24 protein-coding genes are annotated in these 26,385 nt (G+C 70.4%); 8 read left to right on the forward strand and 16 right to left on the reverse strand.

Annotated elements, in window-relative coordinates:
* Positions 1-4: 4 nt before the first annotated feature.
* The 6 genes from ACWDAG_RS28885 to ACWDAG_RS28910 form a co-directional block, all read right to left on the reverse strand.
* Positions 5-1,342, reverse strand: a complete 1,338-nt coding sequence (locus ACWDAG_RS28885; RefSeq protein ID WP_450698471.1) for a CpaF family protein — start codon at positions 1,340-1,342, stop codon at positions 5-7.
* A gap of 23 nt (positions 1,343-1,365) precedes the next feature.
* On the reverse strand, positions 1,366-1,749 hold the full coding sequence (locus ACWDAG_RS28890) for a TadE/TadG family type IV pilus assembly protein (RefSeq protein WP_450698472.1): 384 nt from the start codon (positions 1,747-1,749) through the stop codon (positions 1,366-1,368).
* 1 nt (position 1,750) lies between these two features.
* Positions 1,751-2,143 (reverse strand): TadE/TadG family type IV pilus assembly protein, encoded by a 393-nt coding sequence (locus tag ACWDAG_RS28895; protein WP_450698473.1) that lies wholly within the window; start codon positions 2,141-2,143, stop codon positions 1,751-1,753.
* A gap of 5 nt (positions 2,144-2,148) precedes the next feature.
* Complete coding sequence (locus ACWDAG_RS28900; RefSeq protein ID WP_450698474.1) at positions 2,149-3,396, reverse strand: AAA family ATPase; 1,248 nt, start codon at positions 3,394-3,396, stop codon at positions 2,149-2,151.
* A 9-nt stretch (positions 3,397-3,405) separates the two neighbouring features.
* Entirely contained in the window at positions 3,406-4,113 is a 708-nt protein-coding gene (gene cpaB, locus ACWDAG_RS28905) for a Flp pilus assembly protein CpaB (RefSeq protein ID WP_450698475.1), read from the reverse strand.
* Positions 4,114-4,206: 93 nt separating this feature from the next.
* Positions 4,207-5,043 carry a hypothetical protein gene (locus ACWDAG_RS28910; protein ID WP_450698499.1) on the reverse strand — a complete coding sequence of 279 codons (837 nt, stop codon included), beginning with the start codon at positions 5,041-5,043 and terminating at the stop codon, positions 4,207-4,209.
* 297 nt (positions 5,044-5,340) lie between these two features.
* Here ACWDAG_RS28910 and ACWDAG_RS28915 point away from each other — a divergent pair, with 297 nt between their 5' ends.
* From ACWDAG_RS28915 to ACWDAG_RS28925, 3 genes are all read left to right on the forward strand, one after another.
* Positions 5,341-7,062 carry a chitinase gene (locus ACWDAG_RS28915; protein WP_450698476.1) on the forward strand — a complete coding sequence of 574 codons (1,722 nt, stop codon included), beginning with the start codon at positions 5,341-5,343 and terminating at the stop codon, positions 7,060-7,062.
* A 176-nt stretch (positions 7,063-7,238) separates the two neighbouring features.
* Positions 7,239-7,745: a SigE family RNA polymerase sigma factor gene (locus tag ACWDAG_RS28920; RefSeq protein ID WP_450698477.1), complete on the forward strand. Its 507-nt coding sequence runs from the start codon at positions 7,239-7,241 to the stop codon at positions 7,743-7,745.
* A 65-nt stretch (positions 7,746-7,810) separates the two neighbouring features.
* Positions 7,811-9,043 carry a hypothetical protein gene (locus tag ACWDAG_RS28925; RefSeq protein ID WP_450698478.1) on the forward strand — a complete coding sequence of 411 codons (1,233 nt, stop codon included), beginning with the start codon at positions 7,811-7,813 and terminating at the stop codon, positions 9,041-9,043.
* Between the two features lie 33 nt (positions 9,044-9,076).
* On the opposite strand, the gene ACWDAG_RS28930 is transcribed toward ACWDAG_RS28925, so the two are convergent.
* The 3 genes from ACWDAG_RS28930 to ACWDAG_RS28940 form a co-directional block, all read right to left on the reverse strand.
* Complete coding sequence (locus tag ACWDAG_RS28930; protein ID WP_450698479.1) at positions 9,077-9,559, reverse strand: ATP-binding protein; 483 nt, start codon at positions 9,557-9,559, stop codon at positions 9,077-9,079.
* Between the two features lie 77 nt (positions 9,560-9,636).
* The gene (locus ACWDAG_RS28935) at positions 9,637-10,548 is read right to left on the reverse strand and encodes an anti-sigma factor RsbA family regulatory protein (protein WP_450698480.1); all 912 of its coding nucleotides are present in this window, start codon (positions 10,546-10,548) and stop codon (positions 9,637-9,639) included.
* A 55-nt stretch (positions 10,549-10,603) separates the two neighbouring features.
* Entirely contained in the window at positions 10,604-12,979 is a 2,376-nt protein-coding gene (locus ACWDAG_RS28940; RefSeq protein WP_450698481.1) for an ATP-binding protein, read from the reverse strand.
* A gap of 241 nt (positions 12,980-13,220) precedes the next feature.
* Here ACWDAG_RS28940 and ACWDAG_RS28945 point away from each other — a divergent pair, with 241 nt between their 5' ends.
* Positions 13,221-14,564 carry a M14 family metallopeptidase gene (locus ACWDAG_RS28945; RefSeq protein ID WP_450698482.1) on the forward strand — a complete coding sequence of 448 codons (1,344 nt, stop codon included), beginning with the start codon at positions 13,221-13,223 and terminating at the stop codon, positions 14,562-14,564.
* A 109-nt stretch (positions 14,565-14,673) separates the two neighbouring features.
* On the opposite strand, the gene ACWDAG_RS28950 is transcribed toward ACWDAG_RS28945, so the two are convergent.
* The 5 genes from ACWDAG_RS28950 to ACWDAG_RS28970 all read right to left on the reverse strand — a co-directional run bounded on the left by ACWDAG_RS28950 (position 14,674) and on the right by ACWDAG_RS28970 (position 19,537).
* Entirely contained in the window at positions 14,674-15,270 is a 597-nt protein-coding gene (locus ACWDAG_RS28950; RefSeq protein WP_450698483.1) for a hypothetical protein, read from the reverse strand.
* A 175-nt stretch (positions 15,271-15,445) separates the two neighbouring features.
* Positions 15,446-16,954, reverse strand: coding sequence for a GntP family permease (locus ACWDAG_RS28955; RefSeq protein WP_450698484.1), 1,509 nt, complete (start codon positions 16,952-16,954; stop codon positions 15,446-15,448).
* A 105-nt stretch (positions 16,955-17,059) separates the two neighbouring features.
* A complete protein-coding gene (locus ACWDAG_RS28960; RefSeq protein ID WP_450698485.1) occupies positions 17,060-17,470 on the reverse strand; it encodes a RidA family protein in 411 nt (136 codons plus the stop codon).
* Positions 17,471-17,498: 28 nt separating this feature from the next.
* Positions 17,499-18,260, reverse strand: a complete 762-nt coding sequence (locus tag ACWDAG_RS28965; protein WP_450698486.1) for an IclR family transcriptional regulator — start codon at positions 18,258-18,260, stop codon at positions 17,499-17,501.
* Complete coding sequence (locus ACWDAG_RS28970; RefSeq protein WP_450698487.1) at positions 18,257-19,537, reverse strand: sugar kinase; 1,281 nt, start codon at positions 19,535-19,537, stop codon at positions 18,257-18,259. Before ACWDAG_RS28970 ends, ACWDAG_RS28965 begins: the two co-directional genes overlap by 4 nt.
* Positions 19,538-19,674: 137 nt before the next feature.
* Between ACWDAG_RS28970 and ACWDAG_RS28975 the strand changes: the two genes are divergently transcribed.
* Together ACWDAG_RS28975 and ACWDAG_RS28980 are read left to right on the forward strand one after the other, a co-directional pair.
* Entirely contained in the window at positions 19,675-20,940 is a 1,266-nt protein-coding gene (locus tag ACWDAG_RS28975; RefSeq protein WP_450698488.1) for an amino acid deaminase, read from the forward strand.
* 10 nt (positions 20,941-20,950) lie between these two features.
* Positions 20,951-22,561 (forward strand): N-acyl-D-amino-acid deacylase family protein, encoded by a 1,611-nt coding sequence (locus tag ACWDAG_RS28980; RefSeq protein ID WP_450698489.1) that lies wholly within the window; start codon positions 20,951-20,953, stop codon positions 22,559-22,561.
* A 94-nt stretch (positions 22,562-22,655) separates the two neighbouring features.
* On the opposite strand, the gene ACWDAG_RS28985 is transcribed toward ACWDAG_RS28980, so the two are convergent.
* Positions 22,656-23,525 (reverse strand): S1 family peptidase, encoded by an 870-nt coding sequence (locus ACWDAG_RS28985; protein WP_450698490.1) that lies wholly within the window; start codon positions 23,523-23,525, stop codon positions 22,656-22,658.
* Positions 23,526-23,631: 106 nt separating this feature from the next.
* On the reverse strand, positions 23,632-24,315 hold the full coding sequence (locus tag ACWDAG_RS28990) for a hypothetical protein (protein WP_450698491.1): 684 nt from the start codon (positions 24,313-24,315) through the stop codon (positions 23,632-23,634).
* Between the two features lie 125 nt (positions 24,316-24,440).
* Between ACWDAG_RS28990 and ACWDAG_RS28995 the strand changes: the two genes are divergently transcribed.
* Both ACWDAG_RS28995 and ACWDAG_RS29000 read left to right on the forward strand, forming a co-directional pair.
* Positions 24,441-25,652, forward strand: coding sequence for a pyridoxal phosphate-dependent aminotransferase (locus ACWDAG_RS28995; RefSeq protein WP_450698492.1), 1,212 nt, complete (start codon positions 24,441-24,443; stop codon positions 25,650-25,652).
* A 47-nt stretch (positions 25,653-25,699) separates the two neighbouring features.
* The gene (locus ACWDAG_RS29000; RefSeq protein WP_450698493.1) at positions 25,700-26,131 is read left to right on the forward strand and encodes an SCO4983 family protein; all 432 of its coding nucleotides are present in this window, start codon (positions 25,700-25,702) and stop codon (positions 26,129-26,131) included.
* Positions 26,132-26,385 lie beyond the last annotated feature (254 nt).

Raw genomic sequence — 26,385 nt, forward strand, 5'->3', positions numbered from 1 at the left:
GTTCCTACCTGGTTTCTCGGATGGCGAGCTGTGCTGCGGACTCGGCGACGCCGAACGCCTGCGGGACCGGCTGGCTCGCCATGTAGAGGCGGTCCGCGGTGCGGCGTGGGAGCGGGAAGTACTCGAAGGCGCCGTAGACGCGGCCGTCGGCGGCCATCGGCTGGGCGTTGAAACGGGCCACCGTCGCCAGGCGGTACGGCTCGCTGCCGTGGCTGTCGAGGATCGCGATCTCGGTGATGCGGCGGGCGCCGTCGGCGAAACGGGTGAGCTGGATGATCACGTCGATGGCGCTGTTGATCTGGTCGTGCAGCGCCTCGAAGGGGACCTCGACCTCGGACATCGATGCCAGGGTCTTCAGTCGCATCAGCGCGTCCTCGGCGCTGTTCGCGTGCACCGTGGCCAGGGATCCGTCGTGGCCGGTCGACATCGCCTGGAGCATGTCGAGGGACTCGCCGCCGCGGACCTCACCGACGACGATCCGGTCGGGGCGCATACGCAGGGAGTTGCGCACCAGGTCGCGGATGGTGACCCGGCCTTTGCCCTCGACGTTCGGGGGCCGGGACTCCAGCCGGATCACATGCCCCTGCTGCAGCTGGAGTTCGGCCGAGTCCTCGATGGTGATGATGCGCTCGGTCTCGGGGATCAGGCCGGACAGCGCGTTCAGCAGCGTCGTCTTGCCCGTGCCGGTCGCGCCCGACACGATCACGTTGGACTTCGCCTGCACCAGCCCCGCCAGCAGGTACAGGATGGGCTCGTCCAGCGAGCCGAAGCCGATCATCTCCTGGAGCGTGAAGGAGCGCGGGAAGCGGCGGATGGTGAGGGTGGCTCCCGTGAGGGACAGCGGCGGGATGATCACGTTCACGCGCTCCCCGGACGGGAGGCGGGCGTCGACCATGGGGTTCGACTCGTCCACACGCCTGTTGACCGTCGAGACGATCCGCTCGATCGTCTGCATCAGCTGGTCGTGGGAGGGGAAGCGCAGGGGCAACTGCTCCACCCGGCCGCCTCGTTCGACGAAGATCGCGTCCGGGCCGTTCACCATGATCTCCGTGATCGAGGCGTCTTCGAGCAACGGCTCCAGGATGCCGAGGCCCAACGCCTCGTCCACCACCCTGCGGATCAGCTGCGAGCGCTCGACCGTGGACAGCACCGGGCCCTCGCGGCTGATGATGTGCCCGAGCACCCGCTCAAGGCGGGCGCGGCGCTCGGCCGCGGCCAGCGCGCTCATCTCCGCGAGGTCGATCTCCTCCAGCAGCTTGGCCCGGTAGGAGGCGACCAGGTGGCCGTCCTCGCCCCGGTGGCCGTTCTCCTCGGGGGTGTTGATGCGTGCGCGCAGGCTCATGGTCGGTGCTCCTTGTTCCCGCGTCAGCCGGTGGTCGGGTCGGTCGAGTCGAGCGGCATGGTCGCGGTCTTCCTTGCGGGGTCGAAGTCCCAGCCGGGGACGATCGACGGGATCTTGACGGTGGCGGTGACGGTGACGGTGTCGGCGTTCCGCGCGGGGACACAGGTGACGGACAGCCAGTCGCTGACCGCGTTCACGCAGCCCTCCTGAGCCGTCCCCGGCTGCAGTGACTCCGCCCGCGCCCCGGCCCGGGCCGCCGTACCGGCCTGTTGGGCGGTGTAGGCGATCAGGCCGAGCTGCACGACCGCCATGCCGACGATCAGGAGGATGGGCAGGAACCCCAAGTATTCGAGGGCAACTTGGCCCTGGTCACGGCGGGTGCGTCGATACGGCAGTCGATACGACATCTCAGTGCGTCGCCTCCTCGACCGCGCCGGCGTGGCCCCTCACCCTGAACGGGAGGCTGAACGTGCCCGGGAAGAGAAGCGGTACGTCGAGCCGGACGTCGGCGGTGACATAGCCGCCCCCGGTACCGCACCGCACATCGGCCCCGCTCTTCCACGCGTCCGACAGGTCCTTGCGTCCCGCCTGGTCGCACTTGGCGTCGCGGTCACCCGTGGCCGCGGTCCCCGCCCGCACAGCCTCGTCCGCAGCATTCCCCGCAAGCGTCCACGTGTATCCCACCAGCACGAGCTGCCACAGCACCACCAGCGTGATGATGATCGTCGGCATCATGCCCAGGAACTCGATGGTGACCTGGCCCCGGTCACGCTCTGCCGACGGCAACGCCCGCATCCCCATCCCCCTCAGTCCCTGCGCCGCCGGAAACTCACCGACCCGCGGTCCCCCCGGAACCGCCCGCCGCCGCGCTGCGCCCCCTCGACCGCCTTGACCAGCCCCAGCTCCCCCGCCAGCGTCCACAGCGCCTGCTTCACCGCGCCCCTGTTGTCGAGCTCGTGGACCCGCCCCGCGTCCACCGCCCCCTGCAATTCCTTGAAGTTGGCGGGGATCACCGTCCCGGCGACTGCCGTACCGGTGATCTTCTGGATCAGCGGCGGCTGGATCTCGGTCCCCCGCGAATACCGGTTGACGACCACCGTCGTCTCCTCCGCCTTGCGGATCTGCAGCCGGTCCCACATCCGTACGGTCCGCTTGGCCCCGCGCACCGCGACCACGTCCGGTGTCGTGACCAGCAGGGCCGTGTCGGCCATCTCCACCGCGGCCGCTCCCGCCCCGCCGAGCTGGGCGCCGCAGTCGATGACGACGACCTCGTAGCGGGAGCGCAGGGCGCTGACGATCTGCCGGGCCGCCCGGTCGGTCACCTCCTCGCCGCGTTCGCCCTCCCCCGGGGCGAGCAGCAGCGCAAGGCCGGTGTCGTGGCGGAAGACCGCGTCCGCGAGCACCCGCGGTGAGATGTCGGTGATCGCCGCCAGGTCGACGACCGAGCGGCGGAACTGGACGTCCAGATACGAGGCCACGTCCCCCGTCTGCAGGTCCATGTCCACGAGCGCGGTGCTGCGCCCCGAGGCCTGTGCCGCGAGCGCCAGTTGGATGGCGGTCAGGGTCGCGCCCACGCCGCCCTTCGCGCCGCTCACCGTGACGACGGTGCCGCCGACGCCGGTGAAGACGTCGCCGCCGGAGCCGAGATGGCGCCGTACACCCACCGACCACTGCGCGACGGCCTGGACGCGGCTGGCCAGCTCCTCGTAGCTGAGAGGGAGCGCCACCAGGCCCCGCGCGCCGTAGTCCATCGCCGCCTGGAAGAGGCCGGGGCTCGCGTCCGAAGTGACGAGGATGACCCCGACCGCGGGAAAGCGCAGGGCCACCTCGCGGATGAGTTCCAGCGCCGGGACCGGGCCGATGCGTTCGTGCACCACGACGACCTCGGGCAGCTGGTCGACGGACTCGGCGGCGAGCCGCGCGAGGGTGTCGACGAGCTGGGTCGAGTCGACGACCGGGGTCACCGGCTCGGCGTCCGGGAGCTGGCTGAGCAGTGTCGTGATGGACCGGACCGCGTCCACGTCACCGACTGCCGGGAGGATCCTCGTGGGCATGGGGGCCTCTCACTTGTCCTTGGCGAGTTGGTACGTGCGGTCCTGCCCGGGGATGGTGCCGGTCTCGCCCGGCGCGACCAGCGCGAGCCGGACCCGCTTGGCGAAGGACTCCGCGTACGTCAGGCGCTGGGCGTCGAGCGCGGAGAGCGCGAAGGTGATGGGGACGGCCTTGGTGAGTTGAGCGGTGCGGTTGTCGGCGTCGGGCTGGAGCGAGGTCAGGTCGCCGACGTCGAGGACCCTCGCGTTGGTTACGATGATCTTGGACAGGTCGGGGTCACCCTCCTTCTGTCCCTCGAAGGTGGCGTAGACGTTGACCTTGGAATCCGGCGTTATCTTGCCGGCGACGCCGGTCGCCGCATCGATCATGATGGCGACCTCCTGCTGCCCGGGCTGCAGGGCGGGCTGATCGGCGATCATGTCGCTCTGCAGCAGGGAGCCCTTCTTCAGGGTCGTCACGGCGACCTTGCCGCGGATGCCGGCGAGATCGGTGACCGCGTTCGCCGACAGCCACCGCTTGGGCATCTCGGTCTTCTCGAACTGGTCCGCCCTGAGGCCGGTGTACGGCTTGATGTCGTCCTTGACCTCGTACGCCGTGACCTTGGGCCCGACCTGGGACTTCACGTCGCCGATGACGGACAGGACGCCGACGAACGCGCCGAGGGCGCAGACGACCGACAGAAGCAGGAGTAGCACGCCACGGCGCTGACGGGAGTTCATGAACCGTACAACCTCATTGGGGGATATCGGTCGAGCGGATTGGATGGAGCGGGCGTTACGACTACGGCGGGGCGGACCGCCGGTTCATGCCGTTCAGGAGCCTCTCCCCGCGGGGAGCTGGTTCTGGTTCTCCAGGATGGGCGGCGGCCCGGCGGAGCAGAAGACACACCGGTCACCGATGACGTCGATGCCGCACCAGTGGCAGGAGCCCTGCCGTACCGATGTGACCAGTTGGTACAGCACGGGCAGGTCGGGCAGGAAGGCGGCGAACTCGATCAGCTTGCCCGTCCCCCACCAGGTCGCGGACTCGGCCGGCAGCACCGCCTCCCGCAGCCCCTGGGCGTTCCACTGCGGGACGAGGCTCGCGGTGACCCAGTCCGACTGCAGCTGCCCCTTGGCGACCAGCATCGAGGTGCCGAACTCCGGCCCCGGAAGGGCGGCCCCGGGGGCGAGCTTCACCAACTGCGGCTCGGGATGGGCGAGTACGGCGAAGTGCTGGCCCGGCACCCAGGACTTGGCGTGCTGCTTGAGGCCTACCTCGACGCGATCGACGCGGTCGAGTCGGGCGACCGAGCCGAGCAGTGCTCCGGCGTGGATGTAGTGGGTGAGGAGGCGGCCGGCGGAGGCGAGCACGCCGGGGCTGAGGTCGCAGGAGGCCAGCTGCCTCAACTGGCGGGCCAGGACGGCCAGTCCGAGCGGGGGCAGAGCGGGCCGGAACAGGGCGATACGGTCGGTCTCCAGCAGGGAGCGGATCGTGTGCAGTCGCCGAGCCGTCTCCGCGGAGACCGCCTGTGAACAGACCACGATCAGATGCCCGTACTGGTCGATCAGACTCTGCACACCCGCCAGCGCGTGCTCCAGCGGCTGCTTGTCCAGGTCCTGCAGGACGATGGCGGGCAGGGTCCGCTCGTCCTGCGGTGGCAGCGCCATGTCGGCACTGGTCACGGCGATGGCAGTTGGCACGCGCAGCTCCCCGTGGTACGCCCGTCGGCGAACCGGCGCGTAACTCCGGGACACCGAGGTGACTTCACTCCGTGACTACCTCAGCACTGTATCCACGCCTCTGTGGCCGGAGAACAGCGTTTGTGTAGCTGATGAGCAACTGGCGTTTCACAAGTTGCGTCAAAACGGGGCAGGTTCGAGCATCTCGCCGATCCCCGAGCGGGCCCGCGGCCCATTTGGTCTGGACCTCTTGACAGGTGAATTGGTCTGGACCAACTTATTGTCATGTCCCCACAGAGACGATCCACGGCACGACGTACGCCACGTCTGTCGACAGCACGGCTCTGGTCAGGAGCCGTCACCGCCGCCCTCGCCCTCACCTTCGCGGGCACGGGCCAGGCGTCCGCAGCGGACGTCAACAACGCCAGGAACGCCGGCTTCGAGTCCGGCCTGAGCAACTGGACCTGTTCCGCGAGCAGCGGTACGACGGTCTCCTCCCCCGTGCACGGCGGCGCGGCCGCGCTCAAGGCCACCCCGGCCGGGCAGGACGACGCCCAGTGCAGCCAGACGGTGGCGGTCAAGCCGAACTCGACCTACGCGCTGAGCGCCTGGGTGCAGGGCGGCTACGCGTTCCTCGGCGTGACCGGCACGGGCACCACGGACGTGTCGACCTGGACCCCCGACTCGTCCTCGTGGAAGCAGCTCACGACGAGCTTCACCACGGGCTCGTCCACGACCTCGGTGACGGTCTACACACACGGCTGGTACGGCCAGGCGGCGTACTACGCCGACGACGTCTCGGTCTACGGCCCCGACGGCGGCGGAGGCGGCGACCCGGCACCGACGGTCCCGTCCACGCCGAGCGGCCTCGCGGTGTCCGGCACGACATCCTCCTCGGTGTCCTTGTCCTGGACCGCGGTGTCGGACGCGACCGGCTACAACGTCTACCGGAACGGCACGAAGGTGACGGCGGTGACGGGCGCGTCGGCGACCGTGACCGGCCTTGCGGCCTCGACCTCGTACTCGTTCCAGGTCACGGCGACCAACTCGGCGGGCGAGTCGGCGAAGTCGACGGCGGTGACGGGCACGACGACCGCATCCTCCGGGGGCGGTGGCACCGCGCTTCCCAAGCACGCGGTCACCGGTTACTGGCAGAACTTCAACAACGGCGCCACGGTCCAGAAGATCTCCGACGTCTCGTCCCAGTACGACATCATCGCCGTGGCCTTCGCGGACGCCACGACGACGCCGGGCGCCGTGACCTTCAACCTGGACTCGGCAGGACTGGGCGGCTACACGGTGGACCAGTTCAAGGCGGACATCGCAGCGAAGCACGCGGCCGGCAAGAAGGTGATCATCTCGGTCGGCGGCCAGAACGGCACGGTGTCGGTGAGCGACTCGACATCGGCGACGAACTTCGCGGACTCCGTGTACTCCCTGATGCAGACGTACGGCTTCGACGGCGTCGACATCGACCTGGAGAACGGCCTGAACGCGACGTACATGTCCCAGGCGCTCCGCTCCCTGTCCTCGAAGGCGGGCTCGTCACTCGTCATCACGATGGCGCCGCAGACGATCGACATGCAGTCGACGTCGAACGCGTACTTCCAGACCGCGCTGAATGTGAAGGACATCCTGACGGTCGTCAACATGCAGTACTACAACAGCGGTTCGATGCTGGGCTGCGACGGCAAGGTCTACTCCCAGGGCTCGGTCGACTTCCTCACCGCCCTGGCCTGCATCCAACTGCAGGGCGGCCTCTCCCCGTCCCAGGTGGGCCTGGGCCTGCCGGCCTCGACGAGCGCGGCGGGCAGCGGCTACGTGTCCCCGACGGTCGTGAACAACGCCCTCGACTGCCTGACGACGGGCACGAACTGCGGCTCCTTCAAGCCGTCGAAGACGTACCCCGACCTGCGGGGCGCGATGACCTGGTCGACCAACTGGGATGCGGCTGCGGGGGGTTCGTGGTCGAGTGCGGTGGGGGCGCATGTGCATGGGCTGTCGTAGCGGCCTTTGACTGATGTGCTTCGGTGCGGCGCCGCGGGACATGCGGCGCCGCACCTGCGTGCGGGTGCAGCTGCCGCAACCTGCTCTGAAACATTTCCCCGGCCCCACCGCGTCAATGAAGTGAGGACAGTGGAACGGGCGGTGCCGGGCACGGGGCCGTGGACAGGGGGACGTGGATGAGACAGGCACGCGCGGACGAGTACGCGGAGTTCGCTGCGGTGCGTGCCGGGCATCTGTACCGGTCCGCCTGTCTGCTGACCGCCGGTGACACGCATCTGGCCGAGGATCTCGTGCAGGAGACCCTCGGGCGGCTGTACGTCAGCTGGAGGCGTGTGTCCCGCGTGGAGAATCCCGCGGGATACGCGCAGACCGTCCTCATGCGTACGTTCCTGACCCATCAGCGCAGGCGCAGCAGCACCGAGCGCGCCACCGACGTGCTGCCCGACATGCCCGCCGACGGCCGCGACATGCCGCTGCGCCTGACCCTGCTGGAGGCCCTGGCCCGGCTGCCCGCGAAGGACCGGGCCGTGGTCGTCCTGCGGTACTGGGAGGACCGCTCCATCGAGGAGACCGCCCAGGCCATGAACGCCAGCTCGGCGGCCGTCCGCACCCGGTCCGTCCGTGCCCTGGGGCGGCTGCGGGAACTGCTCGGCGAGGACCTCGGCGAGTACGCCCGCCCCTGAGCGGCACCTGTCCAGCCGTCCTCTTCACTCTCTTCTTCATCCATTTCGCGAAACGGTGGTCCGTCATGCCCTTCGAACAGCACGGCAACCCCTTCGAGGAACAGCTCTCGGCCGAGCTGCGGCAGGCCGGCGACACCTTCGTCGCCGACCGGCCCGCGCTCGTCGCCGCCGGTGAACTGCGGGGGCGGCGCCGCCTGCTGCTGCGGCGGCGGGCCGCCGTCGTGGGCGGGGTCGCCTCGCTCGCCCTCGTCGGCGTGGGGGGCGCGGCACTGCTGCCCGGCAGCGGATCGTCGGCGCGCCAGGACGGGGCCTCGGTCGGCACCGGCAGCCACACCGCCGCCGCCACACCCGCCCCCGTCTCCGACGACCAGCTGATTCGGACCCTCGAAGGCCTGCTCCCCAAGGGGAAGTTCAGCAAGGCGGAAGCCCGCGGGTCGTACGTACAGCTCGTGTACGACGACGGAAAGGGCCCAGCGGCGGTCAGCGTCAACCTGGGGCGGGTCCAGCCGGGGAGTGACGAGGCGCGGAGTACCACCGAGTGCCCGGGGAAGGTGTTCGCCCATTACGACGCCTGCAGCACCACCCGACTTCCGGACGCCTCGGTGGTCATGGTGCTGCAGGGCTACGAGTACCCGGACCGTCGGGTGGACACCAAGTGGTGGAGCGCCGAGCTCGTCACCCCGCAGGGGCAGCATGTCAGCGTGAGCGAGTGGAACGCGGCGGCCGAGAAGGACGCGCCGATCAGCCGGGCCGAACCACCGCTGTCCGCAGTGCAGTTGAGGAAGCTCGCCGCCGCCGGTGCCTGGCGGGACGCCATCGACGCGATGCCGCAGGACACGAGCAGGCCGACCGCACAACCGAGCGACACCGCGACGGCCGCCTCCGTGGCAGTCGCTCCGACCCTCAAGTCCCTCCTTCCCAAGGGGAAGTTCAAGGTGTCCGAAGACAGCGGTGACGACCCCGGATTCGGCTACCTCGTCCTCGACGACGGCAAGGGCGAGAGCCTCGTCCAGGTCAACGTCCAGGCCGACATGTCGGACGCCGAGGGCGACCTCTTCGGCTCAGACGCGGAGGTCCTGGCCGACGGGACGAAGGTCGCCACGCACCAGGTACCGGGCGAGAAGGGCGGCGCCGGTGTCGTGATGTGGACCGTCGACACCATCAGGACCGACGGGAGGCGAGTGGTGATCAGTGCGTTCAACTCCGGCGCCCAGGACACCGCCGCGACCCGCAAGACCCCCGCGCTGACCATGAAACAGCTCCGCGAGATCGCGCTCAGCCCGAAGTGGTGGCTCTGAGGGTGACAAGGGAACGGCGGGCGGGGCCCGGCGCTACGGGTCCCCCCGGCCGCAGCCGTCCGCCCCGCAGGTACCCAGTTCGAACCACACCGTCTTGCCCTGGCCGTCCTGGTGGCAGCCCCAGCGTCTGGCAAGCGCGTTCACCAGGAACATCCCGCGGCCGCTCTCCGAGGCGCCCGCCTGAAGCACCTGCGGGGTGCGGCGGCCGCCGTCCCGTACCTCACAGCGCAGGACACCGTGCGCCGCGGACAGCGTGAGCCGGAAGCGGCTCGCGGAGTGCAGCAGGGCGTTGGTGGCCAGTTCGCTGACGAGGAGTTCGGCGACGTCCACCAGGTCGTCCCGGTCGGTCAGCCCCCAGACCTCCAGCTGTCTTCGGACCTCTGTACGGGCCTCGCGGACGGCGGTCGGGCGGGGGTCGTACTCCACGCTCGAATGGCCTGCCCGCAAGGGCGGTTGAGGGTACGCGGCGAACTGAGGGTCCGAGTCCGGGTGGGGGGTCCCGGAGAGATCCAGCATGGTTTCAGATTGTCCTCCCCGGCGCCGCGGCAAACGGGGAGGACTACCTGTTTCCATACCTGCGTACGGGCAAGCGGTTACCCGTACTGCAGCCGTACGGTCGTCCCCGTTCCGTCGTCACGGACGTCGACGTAGGCGCACACCTGTCGGGTGAACCACAGGCCCTGGCCCGGTTCGAGTTCGGGTGTGGGCGGGGGGACGAAGCCGGCCAGCGGGTCGTCGAGGCGGCGGGGCGCGCGGAGCTCGCAGACGCAGGCGGGTGCCTCGCCCCACATCAGCGCACCGGTCACGGAGCCGAGGGAGATGGCCGCCGCGGTGACGGCCTCCGTGAACAACTCCGCGTCCGCGGGCGCCAGTCCACGGGCGGCGGCACCCCTGCGTACGGCCTCCGGGTCCGGCTGCCTGAGCAGTTCCGCGGTGGCCGGGGGCAACGGCAGCGGTACGGAGTCCAGCTCTGCCGTGAGGCGGACCGGGTCCTCGTAGACGGGGGTGTCGGGGTGGGCGCGGCGGGCCGCCTCGATGATGGCCGCGCCGGCGGTGCGGGTGTCGTAGGCGCACAGCGCCGTCGTCGCCAGCGGTGCGAAGAGGAGGTTGGCGAGCGCCTCGTAGCGGATCCACTCGGTGGTCTCCCGGGCGGAACGTCCTGCGCGGCCGTTCCATACGGGTTCCATGAGGAGGTGGATGCGGCCGCCGGGGCCCGCGTGCGCGGCGAGGTGACCGGCGGCCTGGGCCACGGCGTTGGCGGCCGAGCCGGTGTACCACTCGGTGTGCGGGACGAAGGTGACGCTCTTCGTGTCACCGCCGAGGGCGTCGCGCAGCAGGTCCAGCTTGTCGGGGGCGGCGATGGCCACCGGCGGGGGTTCGCCGGGGGCGCCGAAGCCTTCGACGAGGAAGGGCAGCGCGGCGGCCACGAACTCGTCGTCCGCGCCGTACACGGCCATGCGGTGGTCGAACGGGGTGGGGGCGGGGGCGTGTGGTGTGCTGGTCATGGTTCTCCGCTCTGTGGGGGGTGTGGGGGTCTGGAAAGGAGAGCCTGGAGGGGGCTCAGTTCTGAGCGGTCACCCAGGCGGCGATCTGGCTGCGGTTGCTGAAGCCGAGTTTGCTGAGGATGCGTTCCACATGGCCTTCGGCGGTACGGCGGGCGATGACGAGCCGGTCGGCGATCTGCTGGTTGGCGAGGCCCTGGGCGACGAGTTCGGCGACCTCGGTCTCGCGGCGGGTGAGCGTGGCGCCCTGCGGGGAGCGGGATCTGCGGCGGCCACTCGTCTCCCTTGCAGGCGTGGGGTGTCGGGGCTGCTCGCCCTCCGTCGCGTAGGCGACGAGCTCCGTGAGCCCGAGGGCGCGTCCTTTGTCGTACGACCGCTCGAAGGCGGCCTGTCCGAGGGCGGCCGGCGCCCGCTCGCCGCCGGCGCGGCGGATGGCGTTGAGGTAGGTCGAGCCCCAGCGGTTCCGGTCGATGTCGGCCCAGGTGCGGTCGGCGCCGCCGAGCAGGGTGGCCGCGTGTTCGTGGGCGCCCGCCCGGGTGGCGATGTGGGCCAGCAGGTCGAGAGTGAGGGCGATGCCGGTGATGTCGTGGACGGCGAGCTTGAGGCGCAGGGCCTCGCGGGCGTGCCGTCCGGCCTCGTCCCAGTTCTCCTTCACGGTGTGGGCGAGGGCCAGCATCCGCAGCACGTACGAGCGCACCCACTCCTCGCCGTGTTCCTCGCACAGCCGGCGGGCCCGCTCGCAGACCTCGACGGCGCGGTCGGCCTCGCCCAGGAAGCCCAGGGCGCAGGCGAGTTCGACCTGGTCGAGGCCGTGCAGGCTGAGGTGCTGGCCGGGGACGGGCCCGCGGGCGACGGTGGCTCCGAAGTGCGCGAGGGCGGCGGGCAGTTCGTTGCTGAACAGGCGGATGACGCCGATGACGTATTCGGCGTGGGCGGCCTCGGCCTTGTCGCCGAGGTGCTCGGCCAGCGCGTGGGCGTCCCGTGCGCGGCGCAGGCCTTCACTCATGTCCTGGGTGGCGGCGGCGAGGAGGCCGGCCACCCACAGTCCGCGGGCCCGCTCGGCGGTCGGTTCGGGGTTGGCGTCGAGGGCCCGCTCCAGCCAGTAGCGGCCCTCGCGGGGCGCGCCGCAGGCGTGCCAGTAGAACCACAGGGTGCCCGCGAGGCGCAGGGCGGCGAGGCGTTCGCCGGGGGCGGTGAGGCTGAAGTCGAGGGCGGCGCGCAGGCTGTCCTGGTCCGCCCGCAGCCGGGCGACGATCTTCCGCTGCCCGGGCCCGAACCAGACGCGTTCGCAGTCGGCGGCCCGCCGCTGCATCCAGTCGCGCTGACGGCGCCGGGTGGCGTCCTCCTCCCCCTCCAGCTGCCGCAGCCGGTCGAGGCCGTAGTGCCGCAGCGTGTCCAGCAGCCGGTAGCGGACCCCGTCCGGCCCCGTCTCCCGCCCCAGCACGGACTTGTCGACCAGCCCCGCGACCGCCTCCAGCACCTCCTGCGGCCGCACCCTCCCCAAGCCTTCGGCCGGGGGGACCCCCGTCTCTCCGTCCGCGCACACCGCCTCCGCCGTCTCCAGGTCGAAGCCACCGGGCAGCACGGAGGCCCGCGCCCACACCAACTGCTCCTGCGCGGTGCACAGTTCGTGGCTCCAGTCGACGGCTGCGCGCAGGGTCTGGTGGCGGGGCAGGGCCGCGCTGCTGCCGGCCGTGAGGAGGCGGTAGCGGTCGTCGAGGCGCTCCAGGAGCTGTTCGACGCCGAGGACGCGCATGCGTACGGCGGCCAGCTCGATGGCGAGCGGGAGCCCGTCCAGGCGGCGGCACAGACGGGCCACCGCGGCGCGGTTGCCGGCGGTCAGCCGGAAGCCGGGGACCACGGCGGCGGCGCGGTCGGCGAAGAGGGCGAGGGCCGGGTAGCCGTCGGCCGCGGTGAGGTCGCCGTCCGGGTCGGGGACGGGTAACGGCCGTACCTCCATGAGGTGTTCCTCGGTGAGCCCGAGGCGGTGCCGGCTGGTGGCGAGGACACGGACGCCGGTGGTGCCGTGCAGCAGGGCGGCGGCGAGGTCGGCGCAGGCCTGCAGCAGATGTTCGCAGTTGTCGAGGACGAGGAGAAGGCGCCGGTCGCGTACCTGCTCGACCAGGGCGTCCAGCGGGGGCTGTGCGGAGTGGTCGTGCAGGCCGAGGGCGTCTGCGGCGGCGAGGGGGACGAGCGCCGGGTCGTGCAGTCCGGCCAGGTGCACGAAGCGCACACCGTCCGGGAAGGCCCGTTCGACGCGGGCCGCGAGCCGCGCGGCGAGCCGGGTCTTGCCGACGCCGCCCGGTCCGGTCAGCGTGACCAGGCGCGCCTTGGCGAGCAGTTCGCGGCCCTCGGTCTGTTCGCCGCGCCGGTCGACGAAGCTGGTGGTCTCGACCGGCAGGTGACGGTCCCTTCGCGGCGCTGATCCGCCCATGATCAGCCTCCCTGGAAACGGAACATCACTCTTCTCCGCAATCGGCATATATGCACGTTCCGGTCACACCCGCGAGTGCACTTCGCCGGAGAGCGCCTCTGCGCTGACGACTGCGCGTACACTCCGCGGCCGGTTTTCGCTCTATTGACCTGTCCATGCCATTCAATGACGATGGGCGGCACCCGCACAGGCACCTCACAGGCACGTCGCACTGAACCACCCCACCTCCCTAGGAGACTTCATGCGACTTCGGATACGAGGCTCGGGCGCCCGCGGCGGCAGACGCACCGCCGCCTTCGCCGCCCTGCTCGCCCTCGCCCTCGCGGCACCCGTCTCGGCGACGGCCCACAGCGCCCACAAGGCGGCACCCTCGGCCGACGACATCCGTCAGTACGAGATCCACGTCGACCACAACACCCCCGTCACCCGCACCGCCATCGCCGCGGCCGGCGTGACCGTGGACGAGGCCGACGAGGAGACGGTGGTCGTCTCCGGACGCGCGGCACAGATCAGCAGGCTCCGCCGACAGGGCTACGACGTCTCGCCGCTGGGCTCGGCACCGGACCGCTCCTCGGGCTCGGGCGACGTACGGCTCTACGACTTCCCCTCGGCCGACTCGAAGTACCACAACTACGCCGAGATGAACACGGAGATCGACCAGCGGCTCGCGGCCTACCCGAACATCATGAGCAAGCGGGTGATCGGCAAGTCGTACCAGGGCCGGGACATCGTCGCCATCAAGGTCAGCGACAACGTGGCGACGGACGAGAACGAGCCGGAGGTGCTCCTCACCTTCCACCAGCACGCGCGCGAGCACCTGACCGTAGAGATGGCGCTGTACCTGCTGCGCGAGCTGGGCGCCGGGTACGGCAGCGACTCCCGCGTCACCAACATGGTGAACAACCGCGAGATCTGGATCGTGCCCGATCTCAACCCGGACGGCGGCGAGTACGACATCGCCACCGGCTCGTACCGGTCGTGGCGCAAGAACCGGCAGCCCAACTCCGGTTCCTCGTACGTCGGTACGGACCTCAACCGGAACTGGAACTACAAGTGGGGCTGCTGCGGCGGCTCTTCGGGCTCCACGTCGTCCGAGACCTACCGCGGCGCTTCGGCCGAGTCCGCGCCCGAGGTGAAGGTGGTCTCCGACTTCGTGCGCAGCCGGGTGGTCGGCGGCAAGCAGCAGATCACCGCCGGGATCGACTTCCACACGTACAGCGAGCTGGTGCTGTGGCCGTTCGGGTACACGTACTCGGACACCGCGACCGGCATGACGGCGGACGACGCCGCCGCCTTCAAGGCCGTGGGGCAGAAGATGGCGGCGAGCAACGGGTACACCGCCGAGCAGTCCAGCGATCTGTACATCACGGACGGCTCGATCGACGACTATCTCTGGGGCACCCAGAAGATCTTCGACTTCACCTTCGAGATGTATCCGACGGACAGTTCCGACGGTGGGTTCTACCCGCCCGACGAGGTCATCGAGCGGGAGACGTCGCGGAACCGGGATGCGGTGCTGCAGTTGCTGGAGAACGCGGACTGTATGTACCGGTCCATCGGGAAACAGGCCCAGTACTGCAGCTAGGCAGCCGGGGAAGCCGGTCGAACCGTTGCCGTGTACGCGTGGACGACCAGGGCGGTCTGCCGGTGGTCGTCCACGGGTGCGCTCTTCGGCTCGGCCGCAGCCAGCGGGTTCAGTCGCCCTCGGCCTCGGTCTCGACTTCAGCCTCGGGTTCGGTCTCGGACTCCCCCGCACCATCGTCGAAGTAGGCGTCGAGGACCGCGTCCAGCTGCTCTTCCCACTCGCCGAAGACCGCCCTGGCCGTCGCCTCGATCTCGATCGGGTACCAGCGGCGGTCAGGGGTGTGGACGGTGATGGTGAACCGCTTGCCGAAGCGCGGCGATTCGGTCTCCACGGCACCGATCTCGTCCCAGCGGAACTCGCACTCCTGGTCGTCGAGGGAGAGCCGTACGCCCTTGGCGTCGGCGACGATCTTCGCCCGGCGGTCGGAGGCCTCGAAGACGGGGCCGTCGGGGGCCTCGTCCTCGTCCGTGGAGGCCTGGTCCTCCGCGGCCGGCTCCTGCTCCTCGGCCTCGGTCTCCGCCTCCTCGGACGCGAGGTCCCCGACCTCGAGCCCGGAGTCGGGGGACTCGACGTCCTCCGCCTCGACCTCCTCCGGCTTCTCGGAGACGGGTGAGGTGAGCCCGGGGATGAAGGCCGGGTCGAACCCGGCACCGGTCACGGGCTCGCCCTTCAGGGGCTGGCTGCTCGATCCTATGCGCTGCTCCACAGCGGGCAGTATGGTCGAAGATCCTGTGGCGGACACAGCCGGCCCCAACTTCGTTATGAGACGCCTACACGAACAAGCCCGCTGAAACGGCGGTCTGCAGACGACCCGGAGGCGGCAGCGACCGCCGCGGCCCGACCAGCACACCCCAGCCACCGCAATCGCCGCCATCGGGCATCTACACGACCAGACTCAGCACGGCTGCCACCACGAACCCGACCACAGACAGCACCGTCTCCAGCACGGTCCACGTCTTCAGGGTGTCCCGTTCCGTGATGCCGAAGTACTTGGCCACCATCCAGAAGCCTCCGTCGTTCACATGCGAGGCGAAGATCGAGCCTGCCGAGATGGCCATGATGACGAGGGCGACGAAGGCCTGGGAGTGGTGGCCCTCGGAGAGCAGTGGCGCGACGATGCCGGCCGTCGTGACGATCGCCACCGTTGCCGAGCCCTGGGCCACGCGCAGGACCACCGAGATCAGGTACGACAGCACGAGCACCGGCAGGCCCACGTCGTGGAAGGTGTCCGAGAGGGCCTGGGCCACGCCGCTCGCCTTCAGGATCGCGCCGAAGACACCGCCCGCGCCGACCACCAGCAGGATGTTGCCGACCGGCTTGAGCGAGGCCGTCGACACCGTCTCCAGGGACTTGCGGGACCAGCCGCGGCGGATGCCCAGCAGGTAGTACGCCAGAAGCAGCGCGATCGTCAGGGCCACGAACGGGTGGCCGAAGAACTCGATCACCGAGCGGCCGGTGGACGGGTCCAGGGCGATGGAGGAGAAGGTGGCCGCGAGGATGAGGACCAGGGGGGTGCCGATGATGCCCAGCACCATGCCCAGCGGCACCGGGTGCTCGCGCGGCTCGACGCCCTGCTCTCGCTGCTCGTTACTGCGATCCATTACCGCGCTCCGCGCGGGGGCTGCCAGCTTGGCCTCGGCCGCCGCCTCCACCATGTCCTGCGGTACGGCGACGAAGATGCGGCGGCCGATCCACGCGGAGAACACCCAGGCGGCCAGTACGGCGGGGATGCCGCAGATGACGCCCATGAGGATGACCCAGCCGAGGGCCACGTGCAGCAGACCGGCCGCGGCCACCGGACCCGGGTGCGGGGGCAGGAACGCGTGGGTCATCGACAGGCCCGCGAGGAGGGGCAGGCAGTAGAGCAGGATCGACTTGCCGGAGCGCTTCGCGGCGGCGTAGACGATGGGCGCGAGCACGAAGATGCCCACGTCGAAGAAGACCGGGATGCCGAAGATGAGGCCCGTGAGGCCCATCGCGAGCGGGGCCCGCTTCTCGCCGAACAGTCCCAGCAGGCGTGACGCCAACACCTCCGCGCCACCGCCGACTTCGAGGATCGCGCCGAGCATCGTGCCCAGGCCGATGATGATCGCGACATGACCGAGGATGCCGCCCATGCCGGTCTCGATGGTGGACACGGCGTCCGAACGCTGGACCGTGCCGAAGAGTTCGGTGACGGACAGGCCTGCCAGCAGGCCCACGGCTATGGAGACGGCGAGCAGGGCGACGAACGGCTGGAGTCTGACCTTGATGATCAGGAAGAGGAGGAGCGCGATGCCGATGGCGGCGACCGTGAGGAGGCCCGCCGTTCCGTCGACCAGGAGGAGCAGGCCTCCGGTGTGGTGGGGGGTCTCGGGGGCGGGGGCAGTTGCGGCGAGCGGGAAGGACATTGGGGGTCCTCTACGTAAGTGCATGGGCTTTCGGGCAGGGGGGATCGCGGCACGGCGCCGCGTGAGGTGCCATGCCGTATACGACGTGCGGGAGTTGAGGGGACGTCAGCCGAGTACGGCCAGCGCGTCGATCTCGATCAGGAGACCCGCGGGCAGACCGACGTAGACCGTCGTGCGCGCGGCGGGCGGGGCGGTGAGCGCCTGCTCCTCGAAGTACGTGTTGTAGATGCCGTTCATCTCGGCGAAGTGGTCCACGTCCGTCAGATAGACGCGGATCATCATCACGTCGTCCCAGCTCGCGCCGCCCTCCTCCAGGATCGCCTTGACGTTCGCGAGGGTCTGGAGGGTCTGTTCGCGCAGGGTCGGGCCGGCGGGCGTGGGGGGCTTGCCCTCCTCGGCGGGCAGGAAGCCGACCTGGCCGGCGACCTGCAGGATGTTGCCCTTCTTGACGCCGTGGGAGAACTTCGCGGGCGGGGTGGTGTGGGTCTTGGGGGTGAGTGCGATCTTCTCGGTCATGCGGTGCCCTTCATGTGCGTCATGTGCGTCATACGGTGTCCGTCACGGGCGTTCTTCCGGAGTACTCCCCGCTGATCGCGTCGGCCGTGCGGCGCACCAGCGGGAGCAGGGTGAGGAGTTCCTCGGCGGTGACGACGACGTTCGGTGCGGAGACCGACATCGCGGCGACGACCCGGCCGTCGGCACCGCGGATCGGTGCGGCGACACAGTTGATGGACTCCTCGTGGCCGCCGAGGTCGGTGGCCCAGCCCTGTTCGCGCGCCTTGTCCAACTCCCGTAGGAAAGCAGGGGCGTTGGGGGTGGATCGGGAGGTGTACATGGGGTAGTCGAGCTTGTCGGCGAGCGCCCGGCGCTCCCCTTCGGGCAGGTCGGCGAGGAGCAGCTTCGCCACCGCGGCGACGGTGATGGCGACCGGCTTGCCGATCCGTGAGTACATACGGACCGGGTACCGGCTGTCCACCTTGTCGATGTAGAGGACCTCGGACTCCTCGTACACGGCGAGATGGACGGTGTGCCCGCACTGCTCGTTGAGGCGTACGAGGTGGGGGTGGGCGATCTCGCGGATGTCGAGGTTCTCCATGGCCTCCTGGGCGAGGGCGATGAGGCGGGCGCCGAGGCGGTAGCGCTGGTCGGACTGGCGGTAGACGAGGCCGTGCTCGTGCAGCGTGCGCAGCAGCCGGAGGGCCGTGGACTTGTGCACGCCCAGGCGGTCGGCGACCTGGCCGAGGTCGGCGGGGCCCTCGGCGAGCAGCGGCAGGATGCTGAGCGCGCGGTCGACGGTCTGGCTCATGGCGTACGTACCTCCTCGTCGGCCCGATCGACGGCTCGCTCCAGGGCGTGATCATCGGCTTGCGTCCAGCCGGGGCCGAGTCGAAGTCTCCCCCACGCGTCGTCGTCGAGGGCGGCGAGGCGGTCGGCGTGGTGACGGGTGGGGGGTGGGGCGAGGTCGCCTTGGGCGGTGAGGGTGGCTGCCGCGGTCAGGTGGCCGTGGCGTAGGCGGTCCCTCAGGGGGAGGTCGCGGAGGGTGGCGGAGAGAAACCCTGCGGCGAAGGCGTCTCCCGCGCCGACTGTTGCTACGACGTCCACGGCGAGGGCGGGAACGAAGGTGCCCGGGGTCGGGGCTGGGCGGGGGGAGGTGTCGCTCGCCCGCGCTGACGGGGTGCCGCCTCTCTTCGGGTCGGGAGCCGCCCTGGCGGCACGACTGCCCGCGGGCTCCGCGGAGTGGCTGCCCGCGGGCGGCGCGGCGTGGCCGCCGGGCGGTTTCAGGGGCGCGGGGAACTGCGCGACCAGCCCACGACTGCCCGCGGACGACACGAAAGCTGTAGCCCCCACTCCTCCTTGCTTCACCACCAACACACCCGGCTCCGGCAGCGCAGCGCGAACCGCATCCGGGCCGCCCCTCACCCCCCACGCCTCCTCCGCCTCGTCCTCCCCCACGAACAAGACGTCGGCGCCGCGCGCCAGTTCCAGCAGCACCCCCGCTCCGTCGGCGTCCGGCCACAGGCCCTGCCTGTAGTTGACGTCGAAGGAGATCAGCGGGCGGCCGGCCCGTGGTGCGGTCAGCTCGCGCATCAGCCCCAGGCAGTCCGCCGACAACGCCGCCGTGATCCCCGACAGATGCAGCACCCGGCCCGCGCGCACCGCGTTCAGGTCCGTGTTCTCCACCGCCATGGCGGAGGCCGCGGATCCTGTGCGGTAGTACGCCACCTCGTGGGCGGCGGTCGACCGGTCGCCGGCCGTGCGGAAGTAGATGCCGGTCGGGCGTGCCGGGTCCCGTCGTACGGCGGTGACGTCGACGCCGTACGCCCCGATCGCCTCGACCAGGTGGTCGCCGAACCCGTCGGCGCCGACCCTGCTCACCCAGCGCGCGGAGTGCCCGGCGGCCGCGAGGGTGCAGGCCACGTTGGATTCGGCGCCGCCGATGGCGCGGTCGAAGGAGGGGACGTCGGCGAGGCGGCCGGGACGGGAGGGCAGGAACGTGACCATGGACTCGCCGAGCGTGACGACCTCGACGACCTCGACGACATCTGCGCCGTCGGGGGCATTGCCAGGTCCGGTCGTGGTCACGATCGTCGTAACTCCTCGGCGGTGTGGCGGGCGGACGGCTGGTCGTTGACCCCGCGTGGCCGAGATGTTAGACAGCGGTGAGCGATATACGCAACGCGTGTTGCAGTCGATGCAACGTAGCTGATCAGGGAGGCCTCATGGTCACGGAAGCTCTCGCCCGGCTCGCCGGGGAACGCGTCGACCACCGGTTCAAGGGCCTCCCGCCGGACGCCGACGGACTGACCGTCGGCGAGCTGGCGGCCCAGCGCCGCAACCTCTTCAGCGGCGGCTTCGCGACCCCCGTCCTCGCCCTGTCGGCCGAGCGCCTGGAGCACAACCTCGCGCTCATGGAGACGTATGCGATGCGCCACGGCCTCGCCTTCGCCCCGCACGGCAAGACCACCATGGCCCCCCAGCTCTTCCGGCAGCAGATCGAGCGCGGCGCCTGGGGCATCACCCTCGCGGTGCCGCACCAGGTGCGCGTGGCACGGGCGTTCGGGATCCAGCAGGTCTTCCTCGCCAACGAGCTGGTCGATCCGGCGGCCCTCCGCTGGATCTCGGCCGAGCTCGACGCCGACCCCGGGTTCCGGCTCGTCTGCTACGTCGACTCCGTGCGCGGGGTGGAGCTGATGGACGCCGCGCTGCGGGGTGCCGCCCGGCCGCTGGACGTCGTGGTCGAGCTGGCGGCCGGTGAGGGTGCCCGTACCGGGGTCCGTACGGAGACGGAGTGCGCGGCGATCGCCGATGCCGTGGCCGGGACGGGGACGCTACGGCTCGTCGGTGTCGCGGGCTACGAGGGCGAGGTCCCGCAGGCCGACCCGGAGCGGGTGCACGCCTGGCTGCGGCGGCTGGTGGCGCTGGCCGTGGACTTCGACAAGGCGGGGCGGTTCGCGGGGCTTGACGAGATCGTCGTGAGCGCGGGCGGCAGCGCCTGGTTCGACGCGGTCGCCGACGTGTTCGCGCAGATCCCGGAACTCTCCGCCCCCGTCCTGAAGTTGCTGCGCTCCGGCGCCTATGTCTCGCACGACGACGGGCACTACCGCAAGATCACCCCCTTCAACCGGGTCCCGGAGGAGGGCGCCCTGGAGCCCGCCTTCCGGCTCTGGGCCCAGGTCGTCTCCCGGCCCTCCGCCGACCAGGCTTTCGTCAACGCGGGCAAGCGCGACGCGGCGTACGACCTCGACCTCCCCTTCGCCCAGGTCGTCCGGCGGGACGGCGCCGAGCGTCCGGCCACCGGCATCTCGGTGACCGCGCTGTCGGACCAGCACGCCTGGCTGCGGACGACGGACGAGGCGGATCTGGAGGTCGGGGACTGGCTGGGCATGGGCCTGTCCCACCCGTGCACGTCCTTCGACAAATGGCAGCTGATCCCGGTGACGGAGGCGGACGGCACGGTGGTCGACTACATCCGAACCTTCTTCTAGGGGGCAGGCCGTGGAAGAGCTCGTCATCCGGGACGCGGACGTCGTGGACGGGAGCGGTGAGCCCTCGTACCGCGCGGACGTGGTGGTCGACGGCGGCAGGATCGTCTCGGTCGTCAAGGAGGCGGCCGCCGCGGGCTGCCAGCGCCCCAAGGCGCGAAGGGAGCTGGACGCGGAAGGGCTGGTCCTGTCCCCCGGCTTCATCGACATGCACGCCCACAGCGACCTGGCCCTGCTCCGGGACCCCGACCACAGCGCCAAGGCCGCACAGGGGGTCACACTGGAGGTCCTGGGGCAGGACGGGCTGTCGTACGCCCCCGTCGACGACCGCACGCTCGCCGAGGTGCGCCGCGCGATCACCGGCTGGAACGGCCACGGCGACGACATCGACTTCGACTGGCGTTCGGTGGGCGAGTATCTGGACCGGCTGGACCAGGGCATCGCGGTGAACGCGGCCTATCTCATCCCCCAGGGGACGGTCCGTATGCTCGCCGTCGGCTGGGAGGACCGCGAGGCGACCCCGGCCGAGCTGGACCGGATGCGCAGGCTGGTCGCCGAGGGCATGGAGCAGGGCGCGGTCGGCATGTCGTCCGGACTCACCTACACGCCCGGCATGTACGCCAAGGACGCCGAACTGACCGAGCTGTGCCGGGTGGTGGCCGAGTACGGCGGCTACTACTGCCCCCATCACCGCTCGTACGGGGCGGGCGCCCTGGAGGCGTACGAGGAGATGGTGGCCCTCACCCGGGAGGCGGGCTGCTCGCTCCATCTCGCGCACGCCACCATGAACTTCGGCGTGAACAAGGGCCGGGCACCGGAGCTGCTGTCCCTGCTGGACGAGGCGCTGGCGGCCGGGGCGGACATCAGCCTCGACACGTACCCCTACACACCCGGCTGCACCACCCTCGTGGCGCTGCTGCCGAGTTGGGCGAGCGAGGGCGGACCCGAGGCGATCCTGAAGCGGCTGGCGGACGACGAGACGGCCGAGCGGATCCGGCACCACATGGAGGTGGTGGGCGCGGACGGCTGCCACGGCGTGCCCATCGAGTGGGACACGATCGAGATCTCGGGCGTGGCGGACGCGGGGCTGGGCGATTTCGTCGGCCGTACGATCCTGCAGTCGGCGCAGGCGCGCGGCGAGGCCCCGTGGGCCACCGCCCGTCAGCTGCTGCTGGCGGACCGGCTGGGCTCGACGATCCTCCAGCACGTGGGCCACGAGGAGAACGTCCGGGCGATCATGCGGCACCGCGTCCACACCGGCGGCTCGGACGGCATCCTCCAGGGCACCAAGCCGCACCCGCGCGCGTACGGCACCTTCCCGCAGTATCTCGGCCGGTATGTGCGGGAGTTGGGGGTGCTGTCGCTGGAGGAGTGCGTCGCACATCTGACCTCACGGCCCGCCGCCCGGCTTCGGCTGCCGGACCGGGGGCTGGTCCGCGAGGGCTACAAGGCCGACCTGGTGCTGTTCGACCCGGAGACGGTGGCGGCAGGGGCGACATACGAAAACCCGCGCACCCTCCCGACGGGCATCCCACACGTCCTGATCGACGGCCGCTTCGTCATCGAGGACGGCCGACGGACAGACGTACTGGCGGGCAGAGCGGTCCGTCACAGTCCCATGTGACGGAACGCCGGCCCCCATTCAGGGGCGCGGGGAACTGCGCGACAAGCCACAGCGGCGTCGCAGACACCCAACGACCGATCGCTCCCCAAAAAAGCTACGGCTTAGGCAGAGTGCAGCCGCTCGCGCTCAGGTTCAGCTTGTTGCCGGTGGTGAAGCAGGCCGGGATCTGGTAGGTCTCCTCGGCGTAGTTGATGCCCTGCCGGACGGTCACGTTGCCGCTCGCGTCGACCTCGCAGGGGTTGTTCTCGGTGCAGCGCTCGCCGTCCTCGTTGCCGGTGTTGTTGACGGCGACGACCTTGCCGGTGGCGTTGTCGACGACGGGCGAGCCCGAGGTGCCGCCGATGGTCTGGCAGGCGGAGGTGTAACGGAGCGAGTCCTTCCAGGTCCAGTCGCCCTCCTTGAGGCGGTAGACGAAGCCGTCGACGTTGCAGGCGTACGTCTTCTTCCAGTAGCCGGAGACGACGGTGATCGCGGTGCCCGCGGTCGGGTGCGTGTCCTGCACGGTGAGCGGGCTGATGCCGTACGAGCTCTTGATCTTCGCGTAGGTGGTGGTGAGCTGGTAGATCGTGACGTCCGTGTCCGTCATCGTCGAGTACGCGACCTTGCTCGCGCGCAGCGTCCCGACCTTGCCGGCCGAGGCGTTGAGCAGGCTGAAGGTACGGCTGGAGGCCTGGTCGACGATGACCTCGCCCGGCTCCGGGAACCCGGTCTCCAGGCAGTGGCCGTTGGTCATGACGAGCGCCGGGTCGGTGTCCGCGGAGTTCGGGAAGCGGATGACGGAGCCGGAGCAGTTGCTGAGCGCCACGGTGCCGGCGAAGTTGACGGCCTTGATGGTGGGCGTGGCCGTCTTCGTCGTCGTCTTCGTGGCCGCGCCGTCCGTCAGCAGAGGCGCCGCGACCGCGGGTGCCATGCCCGCCCCGGTTATCACCAGGGCTGAGAGCACGGCGAGGAGAGGCTTCTTCATGTGGGGGTCCCCTCTTGCGACTTGGGCGACCGGAGATTTTCCGGCCGCCCGAGATTTGACATGTGCATTGTGAGGGGGAGGTGAGTGGTTGGGCAAGGAGTTACCGCTACTTGGGACCCTTGCTGGCGCCCTGGCCGTGTCCGGGGTTGCGGCCGGAGCGGCCCGGGCTCGACGCACTCACGGTGGCGGTGGGCGTCGTCGTGGCACCCGCGGTGGAGGCCCCGGCCGAGGGTTCCCGGGTCTCACCCTCGGACGCGGTACGGCTCGGGGAGACACTCGGGCTCGGGGAGGCCGCCGGGGGCGATTCCACGCCACCGCCGGACGACGGGCTGGCAACCACCCCACCGGAGGAATCCGAAGCGGTCACCGTCGGAGCAGCACTCTCCTCCTTGCCCTGCGCGCCACCGGAGGGCCCGGAGGAAGACCCGGCGAATGAGAACCCGACGATCAGGGCACCCACCACACCTCCGGCAACGACAGCGCCCTTGAGGGGCGCGGGGAACTGCGCGACAAGCCCCCACGCACCGTCAGACGCCCGACGACCATTCCCCCGCCTCCCCGCGGAGCGCTTGGGCTTCCGCCGGGAGGGCCTGTCCGTCGGCGGGGGCAGCACATACGCCCCGTCCACCACCGGAGGCATCTCCCGCGTCTCGTCATACGCGTTCAGCCACCCGTGCGCCACGGCAGGATCGGCGTACTCCTCGTACGGGGGAGCGGACTCCGGCTGCGGGTGGTACACGTTCGGCGGACCCTGAGGTGTCCCGTATTCGTGCTCGGGTGGCCTGGACATGACCGCGCATTCTAGAGACGGGCGGGGCCCGTGGGACAGCTACCGGCGATAACGCCCCAAACCCCACGTCTCACGTGGCGGATAACACGGGCCAAGACGCGTTACCGGGCCGTAAGCTCCCAGACATGCAGGTGATCCAGTCGACCAAGCTCGCCAACGTCTGTTACGAGATCCGCGGCCCGGTGCTCGAGGAGGCGATGCGGCTCGAGGCGGCCGGTCACCGCATTCTCAAGCTGAACACCGGCAACCCGGCGGCGTTCGGCTTCGAATGCCCGCCCGAGATCCTGGAGGACATCCTCCGCAACGTCTCGACGGCGCACGGCTACGGCGACGCGAAGGGTCTGCTGGCCGCCCGCCGTGCGGTCGTCATGCACAACCAGACCCTCGGCATCGAGACCGACGTCGAGCACGTCTTCGTCGGCAACGGCGTCTCCGAGCTGATCGTGATGGCCATGCAGGGCCTGCTCGACGACGGCGACGAGGTCCTCGTACCGTCGCCCGACTACCCCCTGTGGACCGCCGCCGTCTCACTCTCCGGCGGCACCGCCGTGCACTACCGCTGCGACGAGCAGTCCGACTGGATGCCCGACCTCGCCGACGTCGAACGCAAGGTCACCGACCGCACCAAGGCGATCGTCATCATCAACCCCAACAACCCGACGGGCGCGGTGTACGACGAGGCGATGGTCAAGGGCCTGACCGACATCGCCCGCCGCCACAACCTCCTCGTCTGCTCGGACGAGATCTACGACAAGATCCTCTACGACGGCGCCACGCACATCCCGACCGCCGCCGTCGCCCCCGACCTGCTGACGCTCACCTTCAACGGCATGTCGAAGGCCTACCGGGTGGCGGGCTACCGGGTCGGCTGGATGTCGATCTCCGGGCCGCGCGCCCACGCGGACTCGTACATCGAGGGTCTGACGATCCTGGCGAACATGCGCCTGTGCGCGAACATGCCGGGGCAGCACGGCGTGGTCGCCGCGCTGAGCGGGCGGCAGACCATCAACGACCTGGTGCTGCCGGGCGGGCGGCTGAAGGAGCAGCGGGACGTCGCGTACGAGCTGCTCACCCAGATCCCGGGCGTGACCTGTGTGAAGCCGAAGGGCGCGCTGTATCTCTTCCCGCGCCTCGACCCCAAGGTGTTCAAGATCAAGGACGACCGGCGGATGGTCCTGGACCTGCTGCGCCGCGAGAAGATCATGGTCGTGCAGGGGACCGGGTTCAACTGGGCCGAGCCCGACCACTTCCGGGTCGTGACCCTGCCGTCGGTCGGGGATCTGCGGGACGCGGTCACCCGGATCGGGAACTTCCTCGATGGCTACAGCCAACTTTAGACGAAATCTAAGCTAGGATGGTTTCCTGACAGCACGGGAGGCCCTCCATGTACGAACCGATCCGCACACCTCCTTCCCGCAAGGGGTCTGTCCACAGCACGATGGCCGGCACCACCTCCGACTTTCCGCACCGCTCCCGCGAGGAGGAGCTGGACATCCAGCTCGCGGGTCATCTCGGTGCGCTGCTCGCCGTCACGGACGAGCTGCGGGGTGCGAGCCCTTCCGGGGACCTGGACACCGCGGCCGAGCGGCTTGCCGCGCAGGTGACGCGACTGCGGGGTGGCGCTGCGCCGGTCCGCATGTCTGTGGCGCTGTCCGACGACGACCCCATGGCCCTGCACGAGCGGGCCCACGCCCTCGCCGGACGCGCCCTGGTCGTGGCCGCGTCGAGGGCCGATACGGCGGCGGCGATTCTTGCCGCAGAGCAGATGGACGTGCATGCGGCCGCCCTGGAGCCGCGCGAACTCTCGTCCCACTGAGCCCTCGGGGCTCTCTTTGACGGCCCCGGTCCGCGTGCACCTGTGGCGTCGCGCGGACCGGGTGCCATGGCACTGCGTCGGCTTGGGCGGGGGTGCCTATTCGCCGTTGGGGTTCCTGACTGACTGCGGCTGCCGGTTCATTGGGGCCGATCGCGCAGTTCCCCGCGCCCCTGGGGGGGGGGGGGGGGCCTGCGGCACACGCCCCCCCGCGCCCCCCCCCCCAAAAAACCCAGAGCGCCCCGGGGGGAGCGAGA

It is taken from the genome of Streptomyces sp. NPDC001157 (genome assembly GCF_053598255.1).

Excerpts from the sequence above, each read along its gene's own strand:
- ACWDAG_RS28885 (WP_450698471.1), bottom strand. The coding sequence starts at position 1,342 with ATGAGCCTGCGCGCACGCATCAACACCCCCGAGGAGAACGGCCACCGG.
- ACWDAG_RS28890 (WP_450698472.1), bottom strand. The coding sequence starts at position 1,749 with ATGTCGTATCGACTGCCGTATCGACGCACCCGCCGTGACCAGGGCCAA.
- ACWDAG_RS28895 (WP_450698473.1), bottom strand. The coding sequence starts at position 2,143 with ATGGGGATGCGGGCGTTGCCGTCGGCAGAGCGTGACCGGGGCCAGGTC.
- ACWDAG_RS28900 (WP_450698474.1), bottom strand. The coding sequence starts at position 3,396 with ATGCCCACGAGGATCCTCCCGGCAGTCGGTGACGTGGACGCGGTCCGG.
- cpaB (WP_450698475.1), bottom strand. The coding sequence starts at position 4,113 with ATGAACTCCCGTCAGCGCCGTGGCGTGCTACTCCTGCTTCTGTCGGTC.
- ACWDAG_RS28910 (WP_450698499.1), bottom strand. The coding sequence starts at position 5,043 with ATGGCGCTGCCACCGCAGGACGAGCGGACCCTGCCCGCCATCGTCCTG.
- ACWDAG_RS28915 (WP_450698476.1), top strand. The coding sequence starts at position 5,341 with ATGTCCCCACAGAGACGATCCACGGCACGACGTACGCCACGTCTGTCG.
- ACWDAG_RS28920 (WP_450698477.1), top strand. The coding sequence starts at position 7,239 with ATGAGACAGGCACGCGCGGACGAGTACGCGGAGTTCGCTGCGGTGCGT.
- ACWDAG_RS28925 (WP_450698478.1), top strand. The coding sequence starts at position 7,811 with ATGCCCTTCGAACAGCACGGCAACCCCTTCGAGGAACAGCTCTCGGCC.
- ACWDAG_RS28930 (WP_450698479.1), bottom strand. The coding sequence starts at position 9,559 with ATGCTGGATCTCTCCGGGACCCCCCACCCGGACTCGGACCCTCAGTTC.
- ACWDAG_RS28935 (WP_450698480.1), bottom strand. The coding sequence starts at position 10,548 with ATGACCAGCACACCACACGCCCCCGCCCCCACCCCGTTCGACCACCGC.
- ACWDAG_RS28940 (WP_450698481.1), bottom strand. The coding sequence starts at position 12,979 with ATGGGCGGATCAGCGCCGCGAAGGGACCGTCACCTGCCGGTCGAGACC.
- ACWDAG_RS28945 (WP_450698482.1), top strand. The coding sequence starts at position 13,221 with ATGCGACTTCGGATACGAGGCTCGGGCGCCCGCGGCGGCAGACGCACC.
- ACWDAG_RS28955 (WP_450698484.1), bottom strand. The coding sequence starts at position 16,954 with ATGTCCTTCCCGCTCGCCGCAACTGCCCCCGCCCCCGAGACCCCCCAC.
- ACWDAG_RS28960 (WP_450698485.1), bottom strand. The coding sequence starts at position 17,470 with ATGACCGAGAAGATCGCACTCACCCCCAAGACCCACACCACCCCGCCC.
- ACWDAG_RS28965 (WP_450698486.1), bottom strand. The coding sequence starts at position 18,260 with ATGAGCCAGACCGTCGACCGCGCGCTCAGCATCCTGCCGCTGCTCGCC.
- ACWDAG_RS28975 (WP_450698488.1), top strand. The coding sequence starts at position 19,675 with ATGGTCACGGAAGCTCTCGCCCGGCTCGCCGGGGAACGCGTCGACCAC.
- ACWDAG_RS28985 (WP_450698490.1), bottom strand. The coding sequence starts at position 23,525 with ATGAAGAAGCCTCTCCTCGCCGTGCTCTCAGCCCTGGTGATAACCGGG.
- ACWDAG_RS28990 (WP_450698491.1), bottom strand. The coding sequence starts at position 24,315 with ATGTCCAGGCCACCCGAGCACGAATACGGGACACCTCAGGGTCCGCCG.
- ACWDAG_RS28995 (WP_450698492.1), top strand. The coding sequence starts at position 24,441 with ATGCAGGTGATCCAGTCGACCAAGCTCGCCAACGTCTGTTACGAGATC.
- ACWDAG_RS29000 (WP_450698493.1), top strand. The coding sequence starts at position 25,700 with ATGTACGAACCGATCCGCACACCTCCTTCCCGCAAGGGGTCTGTCCAC.